Genomic DNA, 22,159 nt, shown 5'->3' with positions numbered 1-22,159 from the left:
TAAAAACAACTTAAATATTAACAAAAAAAGCACCAGTTATAAACTGATGCTTTTTTAAGATTAACATGAAAAAAAATTATTTAGCTGTCTGATTTCTAAAAACCAAATTGCCATCGAAAGCATCTAATAAAATGATACTTTCTGTTGTAATATTTCCTGCCAAAATCTCTTTTGACAATTGATTAAGTACTTCTCTCTGAACCACACGTTTCACAGGCCTTGCTCCAAAATGTGGATCGTAACCTTTGTCTGCCAAATATGCAATAGCTTCTGGAGTTGCATCCATTGTAATGCCTTGCAAAGCCAGCATTTTGGTAACGCTCTTCAACTGTAAACTTACAATTCTTGAAATATTCTCAACTGTAAGCGGCGTGAACATGACAATTTCGTCGATACGGTTAATAAACTCAGGACGAACAGTTTGTTTTAATAACCCAAGAACTTCATTTTTAGCGGCTTCTGTAGCTGCTTCAACACTTCCTTTTAGATTTTCAAATTTCTCCTGAATTATATTACTTCCCATATTTGAGGTCATAATAATAATCGTATTTCTAAAATCAGCCAAACGTCCTTTGTTATCAGTTAAACGCCCTTCGTCTAGAACCTGCAACAAAATATTGAAAGTATCTGGATGGGCTTTTTCGATCTCGTCTAAAAGCACAACAGAATAAGGTTTTCTACGAACAGCTTCTGTTAACTGACCTCCCTCATCATAACCCACATATCCTGGAGGCGCACCAACCAAACGGCTCACACTGTGACGCTCTTGATATTCGCTCATATCGATACGAGTCATCGCATTTTCATCATCAAAAAGATATTCTGCCAAAGCTTTTGCCAGCTCCGTTTTACCAACTCCAGTTGTTCCTAAGAATAAGAACGATCCAACAGGTTTTTTCATATCCTGTAAACCAGCACGGCTTCTACGAACGGCATCACTTACGGCTTCTATCGCTTCTTCCTGACCAACAACACGTTTGTGCAATTCGTCTTCCAAATGCAATAGTTTTTCTCTTTCTGTCTGAAGCATTTTTGTAACTGGAATTCCTGTCCATTTTGCTACAACTTCTGCAATATCTTCTCTGGTAACTTCTTCTTTTATTAAAGAACTTCCAGATTGAAACTCTAATAATTGTTTTTGCAAATTTTCCTGACGTTCTTGTGCCTCTTTTATTTTTCCGTAACGAATTTCAGCTACTTTTCCATAATCACCATCACGTTCTGCGCGTTCTGCTTCGTATTTAAAGTCTTCTATTTCGTGTTTTACAGCTTGAATTCCGTCAACGATATCTTTTTCCTGTTTCCATTTTGCGTAGATTTCGTTTCGCTCTTCTTTTAGGTTGGCCAATTCCATCCCTAAAATTTTCAGTTTGCTTTCTTCTTTTTCACGCTTAATAGCTTCAATTTCAATCTCCAACTGCATGATTTTACGATCCAAAACATCTAATTCTTCAGGTTTTGAGTTGATTTCCATACGCAATTTAGAAGCCGCTTCGTCCATCAAGTCAATTGCTTTATCTGGTAAAAAACGGTTTGTAATATATCTTTGCGAAAGTTCAACCGCTGCAATAATTGCCTCATCTTTGATTTGAACTTTATGATGCGTTTCGTATTTTTCTTTAATTCCACGTAAAATCGAAATCGCACTTTCTGTATCTGGCTCGTCGATTAGAACTTTTTGAAAACGTCTTTCAAGCGCTTTATCTTTTTCGAAATATTTTTGATATTCATCTAAAGTCGTAGCTCCAATAGCTCTTAACTCACCACGAGCTAAAGCTGGTTTTAGGATATTTGCCGCATCCATTGCGCCTTCTCCTCCACCCGCTCCAACAAGCGTATGAATCTCATCAATAAAAAGAACAATATCTCCGTCTGCAGCAGTAACTTCTTTTACAACCGATTTTAAACGTTCTTCAAATTCTCCTTTGTATTTTGCTCCAGCAATCAAAGCTCCCATATCTAGCGAGAAAACGATTTTGTCTTTTAAGTTTTCAGGAACATCTCCGTCCACAATTCTGTGCGCTAATCCTTCTGCAATTGCGGTTTTACCAACTCCCGGTTCACCAATTAACATCGGATTGTTTTTAGTTCTACGAGTTAAAATCTGCAGCACACGGCGGATTTCTTCGTCACGACCAATAACTGGGTCTAGTTTTCCTGTTCTTGCTAATTCGTTTAAGTTTTTAGCATATTTATTCAAAGAATTATAAGTTTCCTCAGCTGAAGCCGAAGTTACTCTTTCTCCTTTTCTTAATTCTTCAATTGCTGCTTTAAGTCCTTTTCCGGTAACTCCTTGATCTTTTAAAATCTGAGAAACTTTACTTTTTGAATCAAAAATGGCTAAGATTAAATGCTCGATCGAAACGTATTCATCGTTCATTTTTTGTGCGATAATCTCAGCTTCGTTCAAAGCTTTATTTGCATCTCTAGAAAGCATAACATCGCCACCAGATACTTTTGGAAAACTCTGAATTGTACTGTCTAAAATTTGAAGAAACAACGGAACATTTACATTTAGTTTTTTCAAAATAAATGGCGCTACGTTTTCATCCACTTCAAAAATAGCTTTGAAAATGTGTTCATTTTCAATTTGCTGCTGGCCATTTCGCTGTGCTAATTGTTGCGACAACTGTATGGCTTCCTGCGATTTAATTGTAAATTTATTTATGTTCATATTTTTATGATTTGATTGATTTTTTGTTTTTAATATTCGATTACATTAAAGTTAAGACTTATTGAGATATTTTTTTAACCCAAAAGATTTAACTTTGCTATTGAATATTCAAATTATATTCCACACATAAAAAACAGACAAAATGACATTTAAAATCATGTTTTAACGATTTTATCACGTCAAAAAGTCACAAAACAAGCCAAATATGAGTTTTTTTAATTCAATCTTCGGAAGTTCAGAGAACTCAGAAGCACAAAAAAGTAACGTAAACTGGACAGAATTAACAGATATTCTTCAATTAATGGAAATCGAAGCTATCTCAAAAGAAAAACCTGTTGTAATATTCAAACACAGCACAAGATGCAGCATTAGCCGAATGGCATTAAAACAATTTGAAAGAGAATTTGATCTTGAAGGTGTTGTCGATGCTTATTTTTTAGATTTAATAGCGCACCGAGATATTTCAAACGAAATCGCAAGCAGATTTGGAGTTTACCATGAATCTCCACAATTGATTTTAATCAAAAATGGAAAAGCTGTTTATGATGTTTCTCACAGCGATATTGATGCACAAGCATTGAAAAGTAAAGTGTAATACTTCTAAAAATCTATTGAATGGATGTTCAAACAGCTTATCAAAAAACAATAATTTTCGCCACAATAAAGCATTTAGAAAATAACCAAACGATTACAGATTCTAATCTGCCTTATGTTATTCATTTGAGTAATGTTGCAATGGAAATTCTGATTGCATCAAATAACACGGAAAATTTTGATTTAAATTTTGCAACGAAAGTTGCTTTATTGCATGATACTTTAGAAGATACTAATACTACATTTAAGGAATTAGAACTTGAATTTGGATTGGAAGTTGCCGAAGGAGTTGCTGCACTTACAAAAAACAATGATTTACCAAAAGAAGAAAAAATGCTCGATAGTTTAAACAGAATTTCTAAACTTAGAAAAGAAGTTTGGGCTGTAAAATTAGCGGATAGAATTACCAATTTGCAACAACCTCCAAAAACTTGGGATAATCTTAAAAGAAGAAATTACAAAAAGGAAGCGGCGATTATTTTGGATAAATTAAAAGGCGGTAATCTTTATTTAGAAAATCGTTTACGAACTAAAATAGAAGAATACGAAGTGTATTTCGATTAAGATTCTTTATTAAATAAATTAAAAAACGCTGAATCAAAAATTCAGCGTTTTTTAATTTATAAGTTTTTTTACAACTAATAATTAATCATTTACAATTCACAATTAATTAAAAACTTCCCTCAGAGCCTCCGCCGCTAAATCCTCCTCCACCAAATTCCATTGGAGAAACTGTTTTCACTTCTGGTTTCATTCCAAAAGTTGAAGCTACAATTAAAGCTTCTGCATTTAAGAAATTATCAGAATGATTGATTCTGTCTGGTTTAAATGTTAATCCGCTTTCTTTTTCTTTTAATTTTTTAATTGAAAAAGAAGCTATTGCAAATAAAACTAATCCGCCAAGTGTCAACGCAACTTCAGCTGGTAAAACAGAATAATAAAAACGAATGGTAAAAATTGAGAATCCGATTGCTAGAAAACTCAGCCATAGCATTATTCTATCTTTTGTTCTTAAAGCCTGAACCAAATAAATAATTGGAACAATTACCGTAAATCCGTAAAAGAAAAACGCAAACGGAATATCGGTTCCAGATTTAACTTCTATTCCTAAAAGTTCTCCTGATAATTCTCTAACAATTAAATAATTACAAGAAAAATAAAACAGAACCAAACAAAAACTATTAGCTAGTAAAAGTCCATTGTAATAATAACTTTCTGTTAGATTTCTGATTATCTTTTTTGTTATAAAGTAAAAAGCTCCTGCAAAAACCATTGCAACAAATGGTAAAATAGCTTTTCCGAGATCTCCTAATTCAAACATTTCAAAAAATAAAAATGCAGTTACCGCTATGCAAAAAACCAACATCGACAATACGTGCAAATAGCGCACAAACATAAAAAGAGCAGTAACAGCCACAAAAAAAGCAATTACAGTTTCATAACCTTCAGTCGTAATCGCTACAGCGATTCCAACCTGTGAAATAGCGCCTAAAATAAAAGCATCATCTAAACCGTGATTATGATATTCTTGATTAGCAAGAAATTCTGCTCCAGCAAAACCAATGGCAGCAAAAATATAAAAACAAATTTGCAGGTAAATGTGTTCCGAATTTAATCCAAACAAAGAAATCATTCCGCAGATAGAACTGTAAAGCAAACTTCCTAATAGAAAGAAACCAATTCTAACCAAAATGTTATCTTGACTTCTTAAAACAGGCAACTCTTTTTCTACAAATTTCTTCTGTTCTTTATTAATAAAACCTCCTTTATATAAAGTATCTGCTTCTTCAATCAAAACTTCATTATCTAACTTTTTTTTATCGTACGCTATCATTCTGCTATTTCTTTATTGAATTTTTTAATCAACTTTATGAACATTATAATCGAACCAACAAAATATGCTGGAAGCAGGAAAATAAACAATTCCCATATTTGAGAAAAATCTACATTCTCAAAAATTCTAAACAAAACTATATTAGCACCGATATAAGCGTATATAATCATAAATACATAGAGAGACATTGCTTTGTAATCGTAACTTGCTTTATAAAAATAATAGGTAGAAACTGCCAAAACCAGAGCAAATATTATCCATGTTAAGACATCATAATTAGTTAAATTACTAATTGCAGCAATACTTATAATATGTAAAGCAAAAGTTAGAAAAACTAATCCGAAATGTATTTTTAAGGAAATTCGACGGCTGTAAATTGTCCATAAGATCAATAAAACTCCAAGCATTACTGCTGAATAACTCAAACCTTGACTCGCATAAAAATTATTGCCATCATTAAAAATATCTTGAGGAGTTACAGAAAGTCCAACATATGCCGCTAAACCTGTTATTGCAATTGTTAAAACACTTCGATTATCAAAATAATAAGCACAAAAGAAACTGACAATAGTAGGAACTAAAGTTGCCAATCCGTAATGTTCTCCAAAAGGTTTGTATTGAAACTGAAGATATCCGATAAAAATACAAGTCAGAATATTTCCTGCTAAAACTAAATATTCTAAAACAGGGTGTTCAAATGTTGTTTCAGTTTTCTGAAAACCTTTAGAATTTTTAAAACAATAATAAAAGCAAACCACAATTACAACCAAAAGCAAAGAAAGAATTGCAATATGTCCGATAGAATCGATATTTTCATAAATCAAAATTCCTATTCCAGAAGTAAACAATAATACAGACAAATACAGAAATAGTTTTAATTCTGCATTTAATGAAAAGATATTTAGATTTCGATATGTTTTTATTTCTTCAAACTGATTTTCAGTAATTAAGCCTTTCTCAAAAAGTTTCAGAGTAGCTTCTTCTTTAAATTTTCCCATTGATTTGATATAAACTGGTATATCAAATATATGTATTTAGGATGAATTTTCTGCTTTTCCTTAAAAACCTTTTCCTATTTGATAAAACATTCTAATCCATCGCTTTATAAATTATTAGTGTAAAAACAACACTTATTTATCTAAGAATCAAAACATTAAAGCATAAAAATTTGATAAATTAATTTGAAATTATATTTATTCTTTTACATTTGTGTAATCGATTACATTAAACTATTAAACCACAAAAAACCACACTTAAATGAAAACAAAACTTATTTTATTGGCCTTGCTCCTGCCTTACTCCTTTCTTTTTGCGCAAAATTATTTTATGAGTGCACCTGAAGGATTTGGAGCTTCTACAACCGGCGGAGGAAATGCAACACCTGTTACGGTTTCTACTCTTGCTGATTTAACTGCAAAATTAAAATTAACCACTCCGCAAGTCATTTTAGTTTCTGGAATTCTAAACTGCACGTATACAAGTTTGCAGGTAAATGACAAAACCATAATTGGACTTCCCGGAGCGAGATTGGTAAATCTGGATCAGACAGCCGCAGGTTCTGGAATTTTAAATTTAAAACCTGGTTCAAATAATGTCATTATTAGAAATTTAATTTTTGAAGGACCAGGCGCTTACGATGTCGACGGTAAAGATAATTTGACTTCCGAAGCAACAAATATTTGGGTAGATCATTGCGAATTTCAAGACGGAATGGATGGTAATTTCGACAATAAAGGCGCTGCAGATAATGTGACTGTTTCTTGGTGTAAATTTACATATTTGAAAACTCCAAAAGCGGGAGGTTCTGGCGGTGCAGATGATCATCGTTTTTCTGATTTAGTAGGATCTTCTAAAACTGATGCGCCTTCTGACGGGCATTACAGCATTACTTTCAAAAATTGTTATTGGGCGGAAGGCTGTAAAGAAAGAATGCCAAGAGCCAGAAATGCAGAACTTCATATTTTAAATTGCTATTATAACACTTCTGTATCAGGTTCTTTAGCAATTGGTTTAGGCGGAGGAAGCAACAACACAACTTGTTACGTTGAAGGAACGGATTTTGCTAAAATCGGAACTCCTTTCAAAAGTTACGTAAGCACAGATGGCGGTACAATTGGCATTTCTTTTTCCAATTGTTTAAATGCTCCTGCAAACTCTGGAACTGCTGTAACAAAACCTTCTTATAACTATAGTGTTTTACCGATCGCTAATGTTGCTGGATTTGTTTCTAACCCAACATGTGGCGCTGGGGCGACTTTACAGGTTACTGCTCAAGGTGTTTTATCTACAAGTTGCAATAATTTAGGCTTAAATGACCGCGTAAACAATCTAGATTTGAAATATTATCCTTCAGTAATTAACCGTCTTTTGAATATTGATTTTTCAAGCTCTGATAACGGTTTGGCTGAAGTGGATTTATTTTCTTCGAATGGATCAAAAGTATATTCGCATTCTAAAAATATTACTGCTGACGAAAAATTAGAACTCAATGTTGGAAATCTTGCGAAAGGAATTTACATCTGCAAAGTTCAAATTGAAAACAGAAGCAAAACATTTAAGTTGGTAAAAAACTAAAATTTAGATAAATCAAAAAGGTCATTGAAACAAATCAATGACCTTTTTAGTTTTTACAGCTTACTTTTTACATTTCACGAAACATTAAAAAGCTGCTTTCATTTTATCTTTAATCGCATCAAGACATAAATTATTGATACTGCCTTCGTGCGTGTGTTTGGTTTCTTTTGGAGATTTATACGTTCCCGCTTCCAATTGTTCAGCAACAGCTTTGTAAGCATCTCTAAACGGCATTCCTGCCACAACCATTTCGTTTAATGTATCTACAGTAAATAAATAGTCGTATTTTTTATCTTCTAAAATATAATCTTTTACTGTAATATCTTTAATTGAGAAAATAGCAATATCCAAACAAGATTTCAAAGTTTGAATTGCCGGAAATAATCCTTCTTTTAAAAGCTGTAAATCTCTATGATATCCGCTTGGAAGATTATTTGTAATTAAAGTGATTTCGTATGGAAGCGCCTGAATCTTATTGCATTTTCCTCTGATTAATTCGAAAACATCAGGATTTTTTTTATGAGGCATAATGCTTGAACCTGTTGTAAGATGCGCCGGAAGACCAATAAAATCGAAATTCTGGCTCATATACAAACAAACGTCCATTGCAAATTTTGATAATGTTCCTGCAACACTTGTCATAGCAAAAGCAACTGTTTTTTCTGCTTTTCCACGGCTCATTTGCGCTGCAACGGCATTGTATTTCAACGTTTCAAAACCTAGTTCCTGAGTCGTAAATGTTCTGTTGATTGGAAATGAACTTCCGTAACCCGCAGCAGAACCCAACGGATTCTGATCTACAATTTTTGAAGCGGCGTTCAACATTGTAATATCGTCAATCAAACTTTCAGCGTAAGCAGAAAACCACATTCCGAATGACGATGGCATTGCAATTTGCAAATGCGTATAACCAGGCAATAAAACGTTTTGATGCTTTTCTGCCGATTCCATCAACAAGTCAAACAAAGTTTTTACCTGTTCTTTTATTGCTTTTAATTCGTCTTTTAAATACAAATGAACGTCTACTAGAACCTGATCGTTACGAGAACGCGCAGTGTGGATTTTCTTTCCAGCATCGCCTAGTTTTACTGTTAGAAGATACTCAATTTTAGAATGTACGTCTTCGAAACTGTCTTCGATTTCGAAATTTCCAACTACGATATCTGCGATGATTTCGTTTAATGCATCAACCAAAGAAGTTGTTTCTTCCTGAGTTAACAAACCAATCTGCCCTAACATTTTCGCGTGAGCAATTGAACCTAAAGCATCATATTTTGCTAAAACTAAATCTAGTTCACGGTCGTTACCAACGGTAAATTGTTCGATTTGTTTATCTGTTGGTATTCCTTTTTCCCAAAGTTTCATAGGTACTATTTTTAGAAACCCGACAGGTTTTGAAAACCTGTCGGGTTTAATTTCGTTTTTATAATTTAAAGAAATCAGTTAGTATTTTAATATACAAATCGACTCCTTCTTCAATTTCATTTACAAAAATAAATTCGTCTGCTGAATGCGAACGTAAAGTTTCTCCTGGCCCTAATTTTAAAGACTGACAGCTTAAAACGGATTGATCTGAAAGTGTTGGTGAGCCATACGTTGTTCTTCCTAAAGCAATTCCTGCTTGAACCAAACCATGTGCAACTGGAATAGATGACGCATTTAAATGCATGGATCTTGGTGTTACTTCGGCGTTTACATTTGCTTTTACAACTTCCAAAATTTCAGCGTTTGTATAACGGTCAGTTACGCGAATATCTACAACCAAATCACATTCTGATGGTACAACATTGTGTTGTTTTCCGGCATTAATCTGCGTCACGGTCATTTTTACAGGACCTAAAACGTCTGAGATTTTATCGAATTTATAGTTTTTAAACCATTCCATTACTGGAATTGATTTATATAATGCATTATCATCATTTTGATGTGCGGCATGGCTTGCGGTTCCTTTTACTTTTACATCTAAAACTAAAAGTCCTTTTTCAGCAACTGCAAGTTGCATTAAAGTTGGTTCGCCGACAATGGCACAATCTAATTCTGGTAAGTGCTTTAAAACACTGTTTAAACCATTTTTTCCGCTGCTTTCTTCTTCGGCGGAAGCCACAATTACAATATTATGAGAAAGATTTTGATTTTCGTAAAAATGTACAAACGTTGCCAGTAAAGAAACTAGGCATCCTCCAGCATCATTACTTCCTAAACCAAATAATTTTCCGTCTTTTTCGATCGCTTTAAACGGATCGTTTGTATATGCTTGATTTGGTCGTACAGTATCGTGATGTGAGTTTAGTAAAAGTGTTGGTTTGTTCTCGTCGAAATATTTGTTGAAAGCCCACACATTGTTGTTTTCTCTCTTGAAGGGAATTTCATTCTGATTGAACCAATTTTCGATTAAAAGAGCCGTCTGATCTTCTTCACTTGAAAACGAAGGGGTTTCGATTAGGCTTTTTAATAAACTAATTGCTTCCTGGGTAAGCGTATCTATATTTTTCATTTTAATAAGGTTCAAAGGCTCAAAGGAACAAAGCAACAAAGTTTTTGAGCTTTCCTTTGACCATTTTTACTTGCGCAAATTTATTTAAAATACCTCGTGCGCTCTATTTTTTTGCCACTAATTACACGGATTTTCAAACATTATTTTTTTGTCACAGATTAAAATCAAAATAAACTTTTTAATGTAAGTCTAAAATTATTTTCTCTTTTAACAGTAAAATTAAAGTCAATTCGTGGCAGTATTTTTTATAATGTAATCGTTGTATGCAGAATATTTGAGTTTTGGAGCATTCTGTGATGTCCAATTTTGATTTTCTGCACGCCTCTTGATAAACTATTGAAACAGTTATCTAATTTTGGAATCATACCAGAATGGATTACTTTTTCTTCTTTTAACTTATTGTATAATGTTTCGTTGATTTCTGTAATTACAGATGAATCGTCTTCAGAATCTTGCAAAACACCTTGTTTTTCAAAACAATATGTCAGCGTCACATCAAAAACTTCCGATAATGCAATTGATAATTCACTTGCAATTGTATCAGCATTGGTGTTTAACAATTGTCCATTTTTGTCGTGTGTGATTGCACAGAAAACAGGAACAACTCCAGCTTCTAATAAAGTCGTCAGTAATTTGGTGTTGACTTGTTTTACATCACCTACAAATCCGTAATCTATTGTTGGGTGATTTCTTTTTGTGGACTGAATTAAATTTCCGTCTGCTCCTGAAAAACCAATTGCATTATTGTCTTTAGCCTGCAATTGCGCCACAATATGTTTATTGATTTGCCCTGCGTAAATCATTACCACAACATCAAGCATTGGAGCATCTGTAATTCGGCGTCCGTCAATCATCTGCGGAACCAAACCAATACTCTGTGCCATTTTTGTAGCCGATTTTCCACCGCCGTGAACTAAAACTTTATATCCTTCTATTTTAGAAAAATCGGTTAAAAATTGTTCTAATTCTGCTGGATTGTCGATGATGTTTCCACCTATTTTTATTACTGATACATTCATTTCTTCAAGGTTCAAAGGAGCAGAGGGACAAAGGTGCAAAGGTTTTTCTAAAGGCTGTAAAACCTCTGTTCCTTTGCAACTTTGAACCTTTGCACCTATAAATTATATTTTCTTAAGAATCTTTTGTAAAACTAATTGTGCTGAATACGTTCTATTATTCGCTTGTTCGATTACGATTGAATTTTCTCCGTCTAAAACTTCGTCGCTTACAATAACATTACGACGAACTGGAAGACAGTGCATGAATTTTCCGTTGTTGGTTAACGCCATTTTTTCGGCAGTAACTGTCCAATTTGGATCGCTGTTGGTTACTTTTCCGTAATCGTTGAAGTTGCTCCAGTTTTTTACGTAAACGAAATCAGCATTTTCAAAAGCTTTGTCTTGATCGTATTCGATTTTGCAGTCTTTTGTGATTTCTGGGCTCAATTCATAACCTTCTGGATGTGTAATTACAAAATCCATATCTTTTTGCATCTGCATCATTTCTACGAAAGAATTTGCAACTGCCTGAGGCAAAGCTTTGGGGTGCGGCGCCCAAGAAAGAACCACTTTTGGTTTATCTTTATGTCTAGGCTTGAATTCTTCCATTGTAATTGCGTCTGCCAATGATTGTAATGGATGACGAATAGCACTTTCCATATTTACAATTGGCACTGTTGCATATTTCAAGAATCCTGAAATAACAGTTTCTTGATAATCTTTTTCTTTATCAACCAAACCTGCAAAAGCACGAATAGCGATGATATCACAATATTGAGAAACTACTTCTGCTGCTTCTTTGATATGCTCTGAAGCGCCAGAATTCATTACAGCTCCATCTTCAAACTCTAATGTCCAGCCTTCATTGGTAAAATTCATTACCATAACGTTCATTCCTAAATTTAAAGCCGCTTTTTGAGTACTCAAACGCGTTCTTAAACTCGGGTTGAAGAATAACATTCCAAGAGTTTTATTCTTTCCTAAACTTTGATTTTTAAGTGGATTTTTTTTGATTTTAATCGCTTGTTTCACCCATTTTGATAAAGAGTTGATGTCTTTTATTGAGATGTAGTTCATTGTTTTTTTCTTTGTTTCTTATTGGTTTGTAAAAATTAGACGCGGATGAAACGGATTCGCTATCGCGAAGACGCAGATTAACGCGGATTTTTTATATTCTTATTTTTCTACTGTTTTCAAATACTTTTCGTCTAAATTCTGGTTTTGTTCCAAAATTTAGAAGCAAACCTACTTCACAGTTTGTGCCTTTTAAATAATTTAAAATTTGGTTTTCAAATTCTATTACTATGCAATTAGCAGCTTTTAGTTCTAAAATAATTAAATCTTCAACTACTAAATCTGCGTAATATTCTCCAACTTCTATTCCTTTATAATAAACTTTAATTTTCTTCTGAGCTTCAACATACAAACCTTTATTTTTCAATTCCAAATACAAGGAATTTTGATAAACTCTTTCTAAAAATCCATGTCCTAATTCATTATATACTTCATAAAAAGTTTTAATAATGATTTCAGTTAACTCTCGATGTAATAATTCCATAAAAACAAATTCGAATGAAATATACTACATAAAATTAAAATAAATATAAAATCAGTTTAAATCAGCGCCTTCGCGATAGCGAATCCGTTTCATCCACGTTCAATATCACACAATCTTGGTAAACGCAATCTCGTCCTTCAACGCCTTTAAAATAAAATTATCATTCAATCCATTGACAATCCAAGTTTCTATATTTGCTGCTTTTGAAATTGCTGCTGCTTCTATTTTAGACTGCATTCCTCCTGTTCCGTGTGATGATTTTGATTCGCCGATTTCTTTTTCCAGCGTTTTTAAATCATTTACCAATTTTATTGTTTCCGGAACTTCATTATGAATTGATTCTTTGGTGTAAATTCCGTTAGTATTGGTTGCAATAATCAGAATATCAACATTTAAAAGAACAGCCGTTAAAGCCGCTAATTTGTCATTATCTCCAAACCGAATCTCATCTGTGGCAACGGTATCATTTTCATTAATAATCGGAATGTAATTGTTTTTAACTAATACATTAATAGTATTCACAATGTTCTTTTTGGTCTGCTCTTTTTCGAAATCAGAATAAGAAAGTAAACACTGCGAAGTATTTAATCCTAAATCCTTAAAATTTTCATTGTAAATCCGCATTAAATGTGGCTGTCCGATTGAAGCCAAAGCTTGTTTTACAAAAACATCTTTGTCTTGATTATCCAGTTTTACAAATTGTTTTGCTGCCGCAATTGCTCCTGAACTTACTATGATAAACTCATATTCATCGTTTAGAGCCGCAATCTGAACTCCAAGGTCTTCAATCTTTCCCCGCGAAATATGATTGGTTTCTTTGGTTAAAGTATTACTTCCTATTTTTAATAAAATCCTTTTTTTGCTCATTGTTGTTGTTTTGTTGCGATTTTTTAACCGCAAAGTGCGCAAGGTTTTTTTATATTCTTTGTGTCTACAAACGCTAAGTTCGCAAAGCTAAATCTTTAAATAAATATCATTTTTTATCCCAAAGCAGCGGAACCAAATTCCAATAATCTGAAATCTAAAATCGTTAATCATCAATCTAAAATTCTAAGAAGTCTAACTATCTAAGAAAAGTCTAACTATCTAATTTGTCCTTCTCCGTAAACGTACCATTTGTTAGTTACCAAATGTTGTAGACCAATTGGACCGCGTTGATGCAATTTATCAGTGCTTATCGCTAATTCTCCGCCAAGACCAAATTGTCCGCCGTCTGTAAAACGAGTTGATGCATTTTGGTAAACTGCTGCTGCATCTATCGATTCCATAAATTGCTGTGCAACTTCATTATCTCTTGTAATAATTGCTGCAGAATGTCCACCACAGTATTTATTAATCATATCGATTGCGTGATCTTGAGAATCGATGGTTCCTATTACGATTTTATAATCCAGAAATTCTTCGTACCAAATATCTTCGTTTTCGATTGTCTTGGTATTTTCGAAATACTCTAACGATTTATCTACAATAACTTCAACTTTTGATTCAATTAAAGCTTCAATTAACATTGCTACAAAACCTTCAAAATTTGGAAGTTTCGAATCAATTAAAACTTTATCTAAAGCATTACAAGCTGAAATTTTGGCTGTTTTAGCATTTAAAATTACTTTTAAAGCTAAATCTGTATCAGCATCTTTATGAACGTAAACAAAATTATTGCCGCGTCCGCTTACTATTACGGGACAAGTGGCGTGTGCTTTTACAAACTCAATTAATTTTTCTCCGCCTCTTGGAACTATTAAATCGACTTTTTGAGTTGGTTTTTCTAAAAATGCCTGAGTTTCTGTTCTGTTATAATTCAGGTATTCCACCCAGTCTTTTGAAACTCCGTTTTCTTCTAAAGCTTTATGCCAAAGACTTACGATTTTTAAATTTGATTTTAAAGACTCTTTTCCTCCCTTTAATAAAATTTTATTTCCGGATTTAAAGGCAATTCCTCCCGCTTCTATTGTAACATCAGGGCGAGATTCGTAAATAATTAAAATCGTTCCAAAAGCCGCCGTTTTATTAACCACTTTTATTCCATTATCATGAGTAAAATGAAAACGCTCAACGCCAACGGGATCTTCCTGAGAAGCTAATTGGTTTAATGATAAAATCATTTCGTCGACTTTTTTATCATCTACTTTTAAGCGTTCTTCCATCGCTAAATCTGAGCCGTCGTAATCAGCAAGATCTTCCTGATTGGTTAAGATAATCTGATTCCGATCCTGTTCGACCAGCTTCGCCATAGTCCGCAGAACGAGATTGCGTTTTTCAATTGATAATGGATTCATAATTTGTAGTTGGTTAGTTGTTTTTTGGATGTTTCTTTTATGTAGTAGAAACTTATATTTTAAACCTCACGGATTTTAAAAACCCGTGAGGTTTAACGCTGAGAATTAGTTTTTTAATTCTTCTAAACTTTCTTTTAAAGCTTTTACAAAAGTATCAATGTCAGCTTTTTTCACTGTAAGCGGCGGTAAAATTCTTAATAGATTTTTATTGTTGGCACTTCCTGTAAAAATGTGTTTTTCGATGATTAATTTCTTTCTTAAAGCCGCTACATCAAAATCAAACTCAACTCCAAGCATTAATCCTTTTCCTTTTACTTGTTTAATGCCTTCAACTTCTTTGATTTTTTCTAAGAAATATTCATAAACTTCGTTTACATTTTTTTGTAAATCCAGTTTTTCAATTACATCTAAAACTGCAATTCCTGCTGCACAAGATAAATGGCTTCCGCCGAAAGTTGTTCCTAATAATCCGAAACTTGCTTCGAATTTTGGAGAAATTAAAATAGCTCCAACTGGAAATCCGTTCCCCATTCCTTTTGCAACGGAGATAATATCAGCGTTGATTCCGTGGTGTTGGAAAGCGAAAAATTTCCCGCTTCTTCCATATCCAGATTGTACTTCATCTAAAATTAAAACAACATCGTGTTTTTTACATGCTTTTTCTAAAGCCTGAAAAAATTCTGTTGTTCCTTGATCTAAACCTCCAACTCCCTGAATTCCTTCAATAATTACTGCTGTAACATCGCCTTTAGCCAATTCAGCTTCAACTAATTCGATTTGGTTTAAAGGCAAAAATGTAACTTCTTGCTGTGCATTTATTGGCGCAACAATTTTTTTGTTGTCTGTAACAGCAACCGCCGCAGAAGTTCTTCCGTGGAAAGAATTATCAAAAGCTACAACTCTTGATTTTCCGTTGTGGAAAGAAGCTAGTTTTAAAGCATTTTCGTTGGCTTCAGCACCAGAACTGCATAAAAACAATTCGTAATCTTCAAGACCAGAAAGTTTTCCTAATTTCTGTGCCAATTCAACCTGCAAAGGATTCTGAATCGCATTCGAATAAAATCCTAAATGATCTAATTGATTCTTCAATTTTGCTACATAATCTGGTTGAGTGTGTCCGATAGAAATCACACCATGTCCGCTATATAAGTCTAAATATTCTACTCCTTTGTCGTCAAAAATTGTACAATCTACTGCTTTTACTGGAGTTATGTCGTATAATGGGTAAACGTTGAATAAGTTCATTTTTGTTTTGTTTATTTTGTTTCAGGTTTCATGTTTCAAGTTAACTTGCAACGTGAAACTTTAAACCTGAAACTAGTTATGTTTCTTTTATCATATTTCAGATTACGTATAGAACGTGAAACCTGAAACTTTAAACTTGAAACTAAAAAATTAAAATCCGCTTGGTTTCAAATGTAAACCTGTGGTTTCTTCTAATCCGAACATTAAATTCATGTTTTGAATCGCTTGTCCTGAAGCACCTTTGGTTAAGTTATCGATAATTGATGTTATGAGAACCCGGTTTCCTTTTTTCAATAAACTAATGATACATTTATTCGTTTGCACCACTTGTTTCATGTTGATGTTTGTTGTGGTGATGGTTACGAAAGGTTGATCTTTATAGAAATCTTCGTATTTAGCAACCAATTGCTCCAAACTGTCATCACACAATGTATAAAGTGTTGCAAAAATTCCTCTTGGAAAATCTCCTCTATTTGGAATGAAAAGCAATTCGCTGTCAAAATCATCTTGCAATTGAACTAAGCTTTCTCCGATTTCTCCCAAATGCTGGTGTTCAAAAGCTTTGTAATGCGACATATTATTGTTTCTCCAACTGAAATGAGAAGTTTCCGAAAGACTTACTCCCGCTCCTGTACTTCCTGTTGTAGCGTTAATATGAACATCATTATTCAACAAATTGTGTTTTGCTAAAGGCAATAACGCCAACTGAATAGCAGTTGCAAAACAACCCGGATTAGCAATATAATTTGTCTTTTTGATTTCATTTTTATTGATTTCAGGCAAACCGTAAACAAAATCTTTTCCTTCGAAATGCGCGTCTTTATTCAATCTGAAATCATTTCCTAAATCAATAATTTTGGTATGACTTGCAAACTGATTTTCTTTCAAAAATGAAATCGATTTTCCGTGACCTAAACACAAAAAAACAACATTCACATTTGGATTGATTTCAGCTGTGAAATTCATTTCAATATCACCCATCAAATCGTGGTGCGCCACAGAAAGCGGTTTTCCTGCATTTGTTGTACTGTAAACAAAATCGATGTTTACTTTTGGGTGATACATTAAAATTCTGATGAGTTCTCCGGCCGTGTAGCCCGAACCACCAATAATTCCGACATTAATCATGATCTAATTTGTTTACAGATGAGAATATGTTTTGTGCATTTCCTAAAATCTTGATAAATCCTTTTGCATCGTCTGATGTCCAGGCATTGTTCATTTCTCCGTATTGACCAAAACCGGTGTTCATCAAATCATTTTCAGATTCAATTCCGTCAAGTGAGAAATGATATGGTTTTAATGAAACTGTAACAGTTCCGTTTACTGTTTTTTGAGTGTCTTGTAAAAACGTTTCAATGTTTCTCATAACCGGATCTAAGAACTGACCTTCGTGGAATAACATTCCGTACCAGTTTCCTAATTGTTCTTTCCAGTATTGTTGCCATTTTCCAAGAGTATGTTTCTCTAATAAATGGTGCGCTTTGATAATAATTAAAGGAGCTGCTGCTTCAAAACCAACTCTTCCTTTAATTCCAATAATGGTATCTCCAACATGAATATCTCTACCAATTGCATAAGCACTTGCTAATTTTTCAAGAGCTACAATATTGTTTGAAGGCTTATCTGTTTTTCCGTTTAAACCAACTAATTCTCCTTGTTCAAAATGAAGCGTTACTTTTTCTTCACCTTCTTTTTGTAATTGAGATGGATATGCTTCGCTTGGCAATGGTTGGCTTGAAGTTAAAGTTTCTTTTCCTCCAACACTTGTTCCCCAAAGTCCTTTATTAATAGAATATTGTGCTTTTTCCCAAGAATAATGAACTCCGTTTTGAGCTAAATAATCTACTTCTTCTTGTCTAGAAAGTTTTAAATCTCTAATTGGTGTAATAATTTCGATTTCTGGAGCAATGGTTTGGAAAATCAAATCAAAACGAATTTGATCGTTTCCTGCACCAGTACTTCCGTGAGCGATTGCAGTAGCTCCTACTTTTTTCGCATATTTTATAGCTTCAATTGCTTGAAAAACACGCTCTGCACTTACTGATAATGGATAAGTATTGTTCTTTAAGACGTTTCCGAAAATCAGATATTTAATAGCTTTATCGTAATATTTATCTAAAATCGTTAAGTTGGCGTGTTGTGCACTTCCTAACTCATAAGCTCTTTTTTCAATAGCTACTAATTCTTCAGCAGAAAATCCTCCTGTGTCTACAAGAACAGTGTGAACTTCGTATCCTTTTTCATTTTTTAAATATTTCAAACAATACGAGGTATCTAATCCTCCGCTATAAGCTAATACTACTTTTTTCATTTTTTATAATTTAGGCTAATACTTTCGTATGTAGCAGTTTGAGATTTCTTTTTGATTAAATTTTGAATAAAAAAATAAGCGACAATATTTTGTTTAAGAATAAAGCCTGTTTGATTTTTTTAAGTCTGCTTAAAACAGCCTCATTAAAAGGATGTCTCGGCGGTGTTTTTTGTTTTTCTTTTGGGTCGTATAACATTCCAGTACAAAGGCACATTTTGTTTTGTTTGCTTTGTAGGATTTCAAAATTAGTACACGTTTTACAGCCAGCCCAGAAGCTTGGATCGGTTGTTAATTCAGAGAAAGGAACTGGTTTATAGCCTAGTTCAGAGTTAATTTTCATAACCGCTAAACCAGTTGTAATACCAAAGATTTTAGCATCTGGAAATCTTTTCAATGAATAATCAAAAACTTTTGATTTTATTTTTTTTGCCAAACCATGACTTCTATAATCCGGATGTACAATTAATCCAGAATGAGCAACAAATTTTCCATGTTGCCAACTTTCTATGTAACAAAAACCAGCAAACTTTCCATCAGCTAAAGCAATCATTGCATCACCATTCGACATTTTTTTCTGAATGTACTCAGGAGTTCTTTTAGCAATCCCCGTACCTCTTAGCAAGGCAGATGATTCTATCGTATCGCAGATTTCTTGTGCGAATTTGAAGTGTTCTTCCTGGGTAACAACAATAGAGATCTTCATTTCAATAATTGAAGTTAGAGTTAAAAATTAAAGCATATTGTTTAGTTTGAAATCCAGAATTGAATCCAATAAAATTAAGCAAAATAGAAGTAACATTCTCAAAATCAAAAGCTTGATCAAGAAAATTTACAAAATAATAAATACTTTTAGGATATGTTTGTCCAATGGACAAATTATGTGATTTCAAAATGAAAAATGGATATGAATAAATAAATATACGGCTATAAAACTCAGTGAACACTATAGAGCTAGTGTCCGTACTTCGGGAGAAGTAATCGGTGAGTTTGTCCGTGACAAAGAAGTTATATGTAAACTTATTTTATTCATCGGTGCAAAAGTACATCTTTTTTTTATTCACAAAAGAAAAAATTAAAATTCTAACATTTTTTTAATGAAAAGTTATTATTTGGAGACACTAAGATTCTAAGTCACTAAGGTTCTGAGGTTTTATTCTTCTAACTTGAAGAGATAAACTTGAAACCTTAAACTTGAAACAAAAAAAATTAAACAAAAGAAAACCCGATGATAAAAATACCATCGGGTTTATATATTACTAGGATTTTATAGTTAGTTTTTTGTAAAAGGAATTACTTGTCCGTTACCTAAAACAATCATATCAAAACCTGTTTTTGCTTCATTATATTTAAATTTCAAACCAGCTCCTTTAGACTCAAATGTGTCTTTTTCGTTTTCTACTGGTTTAACTGAAAACTTAGGGAAATCTGTAATTTCAACATACATAGTACTATTTTTCTCAGTAACTTCAATTTTAAGAGGCGCTCTCGAAGTTGAAAACTTTCCTAAATACGGATCTAAAATAATGTCTTTTTCTACTTTACCTTTTCCAGCTGTCCAAACATTGTTTGATGTATTATTGTCTGGAAACGCATTATCTGGATCTAAAGTTATACTTTCTATTTCTTCTGTAGAATTATGTTTGAAAGACCAACTGTTGTTACGCTGCCATATTTCTACAGGAAGATTTACTCTTGTAACTTTTCCGCTTTTTGTTTTAACATCTAAAACGATTGGCATTGGCATTTTATCGAAATTTTCTACAGTAATAACTGCTCCTTTTGCAGGATCATTTTTTACATATTTAATAGAATTAATTCCTTGATCAAATCTCCAGTTATTTACATACCAGCTTCTCCAAAACCAGCTTAAATCTTCTCCTGCAACATTTTCGATAGATCTAAAAAAATCGTCTGGCTGCGGGTGTTTGTAAGCCCAACGCTGAATGTAAGTTCTAAATGCTGTATCAAAACGTTCTTTTCCTAAAATCTGTTCTCTCAAAATTACCAAACCTGCACTTGGTTTAAAATAACATAACATTCCAATATTTTGTTCCTTCATATTGTCAGGAGAACTCATAATGGTTTCTAAATCAGGTCGTGTAAATGACTCTGCTTGTTCGTGTAAATTTGCTGCTGGTTCTTTGTATTCTCCATTATTAAATGCAGCCGTACTTAATGAATTGATAAAAGTGTTAAATCCTTCATCCATCCAACCGAATAGTCTTTCGTTCGAACCTACGATCATTGGGAACCAAATATGTCCGAATTCGTGATCTGTAACTCCCCATAAATCTGCTCCTTTAGATTTCCATCCGCAGAACACAATTCCTGGATATTCCATTCCGCCTTCATTACCTGCCACGTTTGTAGCTGCTGGATAAGGATATTCAAACCATTGTTTAGAATAATGCTCAATTGAAGCCTTTACATACTCTGTAGAACGTCCGTAACCATCTTTCCCTGCACTTTCAACAGGATAAGCAGATAATGCTAATGCTTTTTTACCACTTGGAAGATTGATTTTTGCTCCGTCTAAGATAAACGCTGGAGAAGATGCCCAAGAAAAATCACGTGCATTTTTAATTTTATAATGCCATGTTTTATCCGTTCCTGCAGCTGAAGCTGAATTTGCTTCTTGCTCCGAACGAATTGTTACCGTATTATCGCTGTTAGAAGCTTCTTTATATTTTTTGAAATGATCTGCAGAAAATACTTCCTGACCATTAACCAATTCACCAGAAGCCACTACAAAGTGATTTCCAGGAACAGTCAATTTCACGTCAAAATCTCCATATTCTAAATAAAACTCAGACGCACCTAAATAAGGAGGCGTGTTCCAACCACGTACATCATCATACACGCACATACGCGGATACCATTGTGCAATAGTAAAGATTTTTCCGTTTTTAGTTTCTAGAACTCCCATTCTATCCGAACCTTCGAATGGCGCGATAAATGAGAATTCAATTTTTACTTTTACAGAACCTCCTTTTGCAGCCAATTCTTGCGGAAGAAAAATCTGCATTCTGGTATCTGTAACAATATATTTTGCTTCAACTTCTGTTTTATTTTTTCCTCCAGAAATTACTTTTACAGATTTAATTTTATTACCGCCGTCAAAAACCTGACCTTGAGCTCCGTTACGGCTACCTGTTAAAGGCACAACTGCATTCCCCCTAGAATCGTCTTTGAATAAATTCTGATCTAAATTCAACCAAAGAAAGCCTAATTTATCTGGACTATTATTAGTGTAAGTAATCTCATCTGTACCTACAATTTCATTTGTTGTTCCGTTTAATTTTGCTGTGATTTGATAATCGGCTCTATTTTGCCAATATTCAACACCTGGCTGACCGCTCGCTGTACGAGTTGAAGTCCCGTTTTTAGTGTAAAAATGAGGGCCAAAGGCATCATGATAATTGTAATTATTTACTGGATTTGCAGTTGATGCTGACGGAGTTTGCTGCGCCCAAACCGAAGAAATCCCAAAAAATAAAGCCGCGGTTAAAATGGCTTTTGCACATTGCTTTTTCATATTTTTTAGCTGTTTATGTAGCAAATTAATGAAAAAAAAAGCTATTCGCAGAGAAATTTCAAA

18 protein-coding genes are annotated in these 22,159 nt (G+C 33.5%); 3 read left to right on the top strand and 15 right to left on the bottom strand.

The features are described 5' to 3' along the window. Positions 1–76: 76 nt before the first annotated feature. A complete protein-coding gene (gene clpB, locus NYQ10_RS13290) occupies positions 77–2,674 on the bottom strand; it encodes an ATP-dependent chaperone ClpB (RefSeq protein WP_289876804.1) in 2,598 nt (865 codons plus the stop codon). Positions 2,675–2,879: 205 nt separating this feature from the next. Here clpB and ytxJ point away from each other — a divergent pair, with 205 nt between their 5' ends. Beyond that, positions 2,880–3,269 (top strand): bacillithiol system redox-active protein YtxJ, encoded by a 390-nt coding sequence (ytxJ, locus tag NYQ10_RS13285; protein ID WP_289876803.1) that lies wholly within the window; start codon positions 2,880–2,882, stop codon positions 3,267–3,269. Between the two features lie 20 nt (positions 3,270–3,289). Then, a complete protein-coding gene (locus NYQ10_RS13280; RefSeq protein WP_289876802.1) occupies positions 3,290–3,832 on the top strand; it encodes an HD domain-containing protein in 543 nt (180 codons plus the stop codon). 106 nt (positions 3,833–3,938) lie between these two features. Here the strand turns inward: NYQ10_RS13280 and NYQ10_RS13275 are convergent, their stop codons facing one another. Beyond that, complete coding sequence (locus NYQ10_RS13275) at positions 3,939–5,102, bottom strand: hypothetical protein (RefSeq protein ID WP_289876801.1); 1,164 nt, start codon at positions 5,100–5,102, stop codon at positions 3,939–3,941. Further along, positions 5,099–6,100 (bottom strand): DUF2157 domain-containing protein, encoded by a 1,002-nt coding sequence (locus tag NYQ10_RS13270; protein WP_289876800.1) that lies wholly within the window; start codon positions 6,098–6,100, stop codon positions 5,099–5,101. The genes NYQ10_RS13275 and NYQ10_RS13270 overlap by 4 nt, the downstream gene beginning before the upstream one ends. A 259-nt stretch (positions 6,101–6,359) precedes the next feature. Between NYQ10_RS13270 and NYQ10_RS13265 the strand changes: the two genes are divergently transcribed. Beyond that, positions 6,360–7,676: a T9SS type A sorting domain-containing protein gene (locus NYQ10_RS13265; protein ID WP_289876799.1), complete on the top strand. Its 1,317-nt coding sequence runs from the start codon at positions 6,360–6,362 to the stop codon at positions 7,674–7,676. Between the two features lie 84 nt (positions 7,677–7,760). Here NYQ10_RS13265 and argH read toward each other — a convergent pair whose 3' ends face one another. The 12 genes from argH to NYQ10_RS13205 all read right to left on the bottom strand — a co-directional run bounded on the left by argH (position 7,761) and on the right by NYQ10_RS13205 (position 22,096). Then, entirely contained in the window at positions 7,761–9,041 is a 1,281-nt protein-coding gene (argH, locus tag NYQ10_RS13260) for an argininosuccinate lyase (RefSeq protein WP_289876798.1), read from the bottom strand. 58 nt (positions 9,042–9,099) lie between these two features. Beyond that, positions 9,100–10,170 (bottom strand): M20 family metallo-hydrolase, encoded by a 1,071-nt coding sequence (locus NYQ10_RS13255; RefSeq protein ID WP_089055811.1) that lies wholly within the window; start codon positions 10,168–10,170, stop codon positions 9,100–9,102. 245 nt (positions 10,171–10,415) lie between these two features. Further along, positions 10,416–11,189, bottom strand: a complete 774-nt coding sequence (gene argB, locus NYQ10_RS13250) for an acetylglutamate kinase (RefSeq protein ID WP_289876797.1) — start codon at positions 11,187–11,189, stop codon at positions 10,416–10,418. Between the two features lie 102 nt (positions 11,190–11,291). Then, the gene (locus NYQ10_RS13245) at positions 11,292–12,245 is read right to left on the bottom strand and encodes an N-acetylornithine carbamoyltransferase (protein WP_179003395.1); all 954 of its coding nucleotides are present in this window, start codon (positions 12,243–12,245) and stop codon (positions 11,292–11,294) included. Positions 12,246–12,336: 91 nt separating this feature from the next. Continuing rightward, positions 12,337–12,726 carry a GxxExxY protein gene (locus tag NYQ10_RS13240; protein ID WP_289876796.1) on the bottom strand — a complete coding sequence of 130 codons (390 nt, stop codon included), beginning with the start codon at positions 12,724–12,726 and terminating at the stop codon, positions 12,337–12,339. Positions 12,727–12,831: 105 nt separating this feature from the next. Next, positions 12,832–13,593: a glutamate 5-kinase gene (gene proB / locus NYQ10_RS13235; RefSeq protein WP_289876795.1), complete on the bottom strand. Its 762-nt coding sequence runs from the start codon at positions 13,591–13,593 to the stop codon at positions 12,832–12,834. Between the two features lie 215 nt (positions 13,594–13,808). Further along, entirely contained in the window at positions 13,809–15,002 is a 1,194-nt protein-coding gene (locus NYQ10_RS13230; RefSeq protein ID WP_289876794.1) for a glutamate-5-semialdehyde dehydrogenase, read from the bottom strand. A 105-nt stretch (positions 15,003–15,107) separates the two neighbouring features. Continuing rightward, positions 15,108–16,247, bottom strand: coding sequence for an aspartate aminotransferase family protein (locus tag NYQ10_RS13225; RefSeq protein WP_289876793.1), 1,140 nt, complete (start codon positions 16,245–16,247; stop codon positions 15,108–15,110). Between the two features lie 150 nt (positions 16,248–16,397). Beyond that, on the bottom strand, positions 16,398–17,375 hold the full coding sequence (gene argC / locus NYQ10_RS13220; RefSeq protein WP_289876792.1) for an N-acetyl-gamma-glutamyl-phosphate reductase: 978 nt from the start codon (positions 17,373–17,375) through the stop codon (positions 16,398–16,400). Continuing rightward, complete coding sequence (locus NYQ10_RS13215) at positions 17,368–18,561, bottom strand: argininosuccinate synthase (RefSeq protein WP_289876791.1); 1,194 nt, start codon at positions 18,559–18,561, stop codon at positions 17,368–17,370. The genes argC and NYQ10_RS13215 overlap by 8 nt, the downstream gene beginning before the upstream one ends. A gap of 55 nt (positions 18,562–18,616) precedes the next feature. Continuing rightward, entirely contained in the window at positions 18,617–19,264 is a 648-nt protein-coding gene (locus NYQ10_RS13210) for a GNAT family N-acetyltransferase (RefSeq protein WP_289876790.1), read from the bottom strand. A 567-nt stretch (positions 19,265–19,831) separates the two neighbouring features. Then, positions 19,832–22,096, bottom strand: a complete 2,265-nt coding sequence (locus NYQ10_RS13205) for a M1 family metallopeptidase (RefSeq protein ID WP_289876789.1) — start codon at positions 22,094–22,096, stop codon at positions 19,832–19,834. Positions 22,097–22,159: the final 63 nt, after the last annotated feature.

The organism is Flavobacterium johnsoniae, from assembly GCF_030388325.1.
GTDB lineage: Bacteria > Bacteroidota > Bacteroidia > Flavobacteriales > Flavobacteriaceae > Flavobacterium > Flavobacterium johnsoniae_C.
Note: the sequence above shows the minus strand (reverse complement) of the source record. Positions and strands in the feature narration are given on the sequence as shown.

Excerpts from the sequence above, each read along its gene's own strand:
- clpB (WP_289876804.1), bottom strand. The coding sequence starts at position 2,674 with ATGAACATAAATAAATTTACAATTAAATCGCAGGAAGCCATACAGTTG.
- ytxJ (WP_289876803.1), top strand. The coding sequence starts at position 2,880 with ATGAGTTTTTTTAATTCAATCTTCGGAAGTTCAGAGAACTCAGAAGCA.
- NYQ10_RS13280 (WP_289876802.1), top strand. The coding sequence starts at position 3,290 with ATGGATGTTCAAACAGCTTATCAAAAAACAATAATTTTCGCCACAATA.
- NYQ10_RS13275 (WP_289876801.1), bottom strand. The coding sequence starts at position 5,102 with ATGATAGCGTACGATAAAAAAAAGTTAGATAATGAAGTTTTGATTGAA.
- NYQ10_RS13270 (WP_289876800.1), bottom strand. The coding sequence starts at position 6,100 with ATGGGAAAATTTAAAGAAGAAGCTACTCTGAAACTTTTTGAGAAAGGC.
- NYQ10_RS13265 (WP_289876799.1), top strand. The coding sequence starts at position 6,360 with ATGAAAACAAAACTTATTTTATTGGCCTTGCTCCTGCCTTACTCCTTT.
- argH (WP_289876798.1), bottom strand. The coding sequence starts at position 9,041 with ATGAAACTTTGGGAAAAAGGAATACCAACAGATAAACAAATCGAACAA.
- NYQ10_RS13255 (WP_089055811.1), bottom strand. The coding sequence starts at position 10,170 with ATGAAAAATATAGATACGCTTACCCAGGAAGCAATTAGTTTATTAAAA.
- argB (WP_289876797.1), bottom strand. The coding sequence starts at position 11,189 with ATGAATGTATCAGTAATAAAAATAGGTGGAAACATCATCGACAATCCA.
- NYQ10_RS13245 (WP_179003395.1), bottom strand. The coding sequence starts at position 12,245 with ATGAACTACATCTCAATAAAAGACATCAACTCTTTATCAAAATGGGTG.
- NYQ10_RS13240 (WP_289876796.1), bottom strand. The coding sequence starts at position 12,726 with ATGGAATTATTACATCGAGAGTTAACTGAAATCATTATTAAAACTTTT.
- proB (WP_289876795.1), bottom strand. The coding sequence starts at position 13,593 with ATGAGCAAAAAAAGGATTTTATTAAAAATAGGAAGTAATACTTTAACC.
- NYQ10_RS13230 (WP_289876794.1), bottom strand. The coding sequence starts at position 15,002 with ATGAATCCATTATCAATTGAAAAACGCAATCTCGTTCTGCGGACTATG.
- NYQ10_RS13225 (WP_289876793.1), bottom strand. The coding sequence starts at position 16,247 with ATGAACTTATTCAACGTTTACCCATTATACGACATAACTCCAGTAAAA.
- argC (WP_289876792.1), bottom strand. The coding sequence starts at position 17,375 with ATGATTAATGTCGGAATTATTGGTGGTTCGGGCTACACGGCCGGAGAA.
- NYQ10_RS13215 (WP_289876791.1), bottom strand. The coding sequence starts at position 18,561 with ATGAAAAAAGTAGTATTAGCTTATAGCGGAGGATTAGATACCTCGTAT.
- NYQ10_RS13210 (WP_289876790.1), bottom strand. The coding sequence starts at position 19,264 with ATGAAGATCTCTATTGTTGTTACCCAGGAAGAACACTTCAAATTCGCA.
- NYQ10_RS13205 (WP_289876789.1), bottom strand. The coding sequence starts at position 22,096 with ATGAAAAAGCAATGTGCAAAAGCCATTTTAACCGCGGCTTTATTTTTT.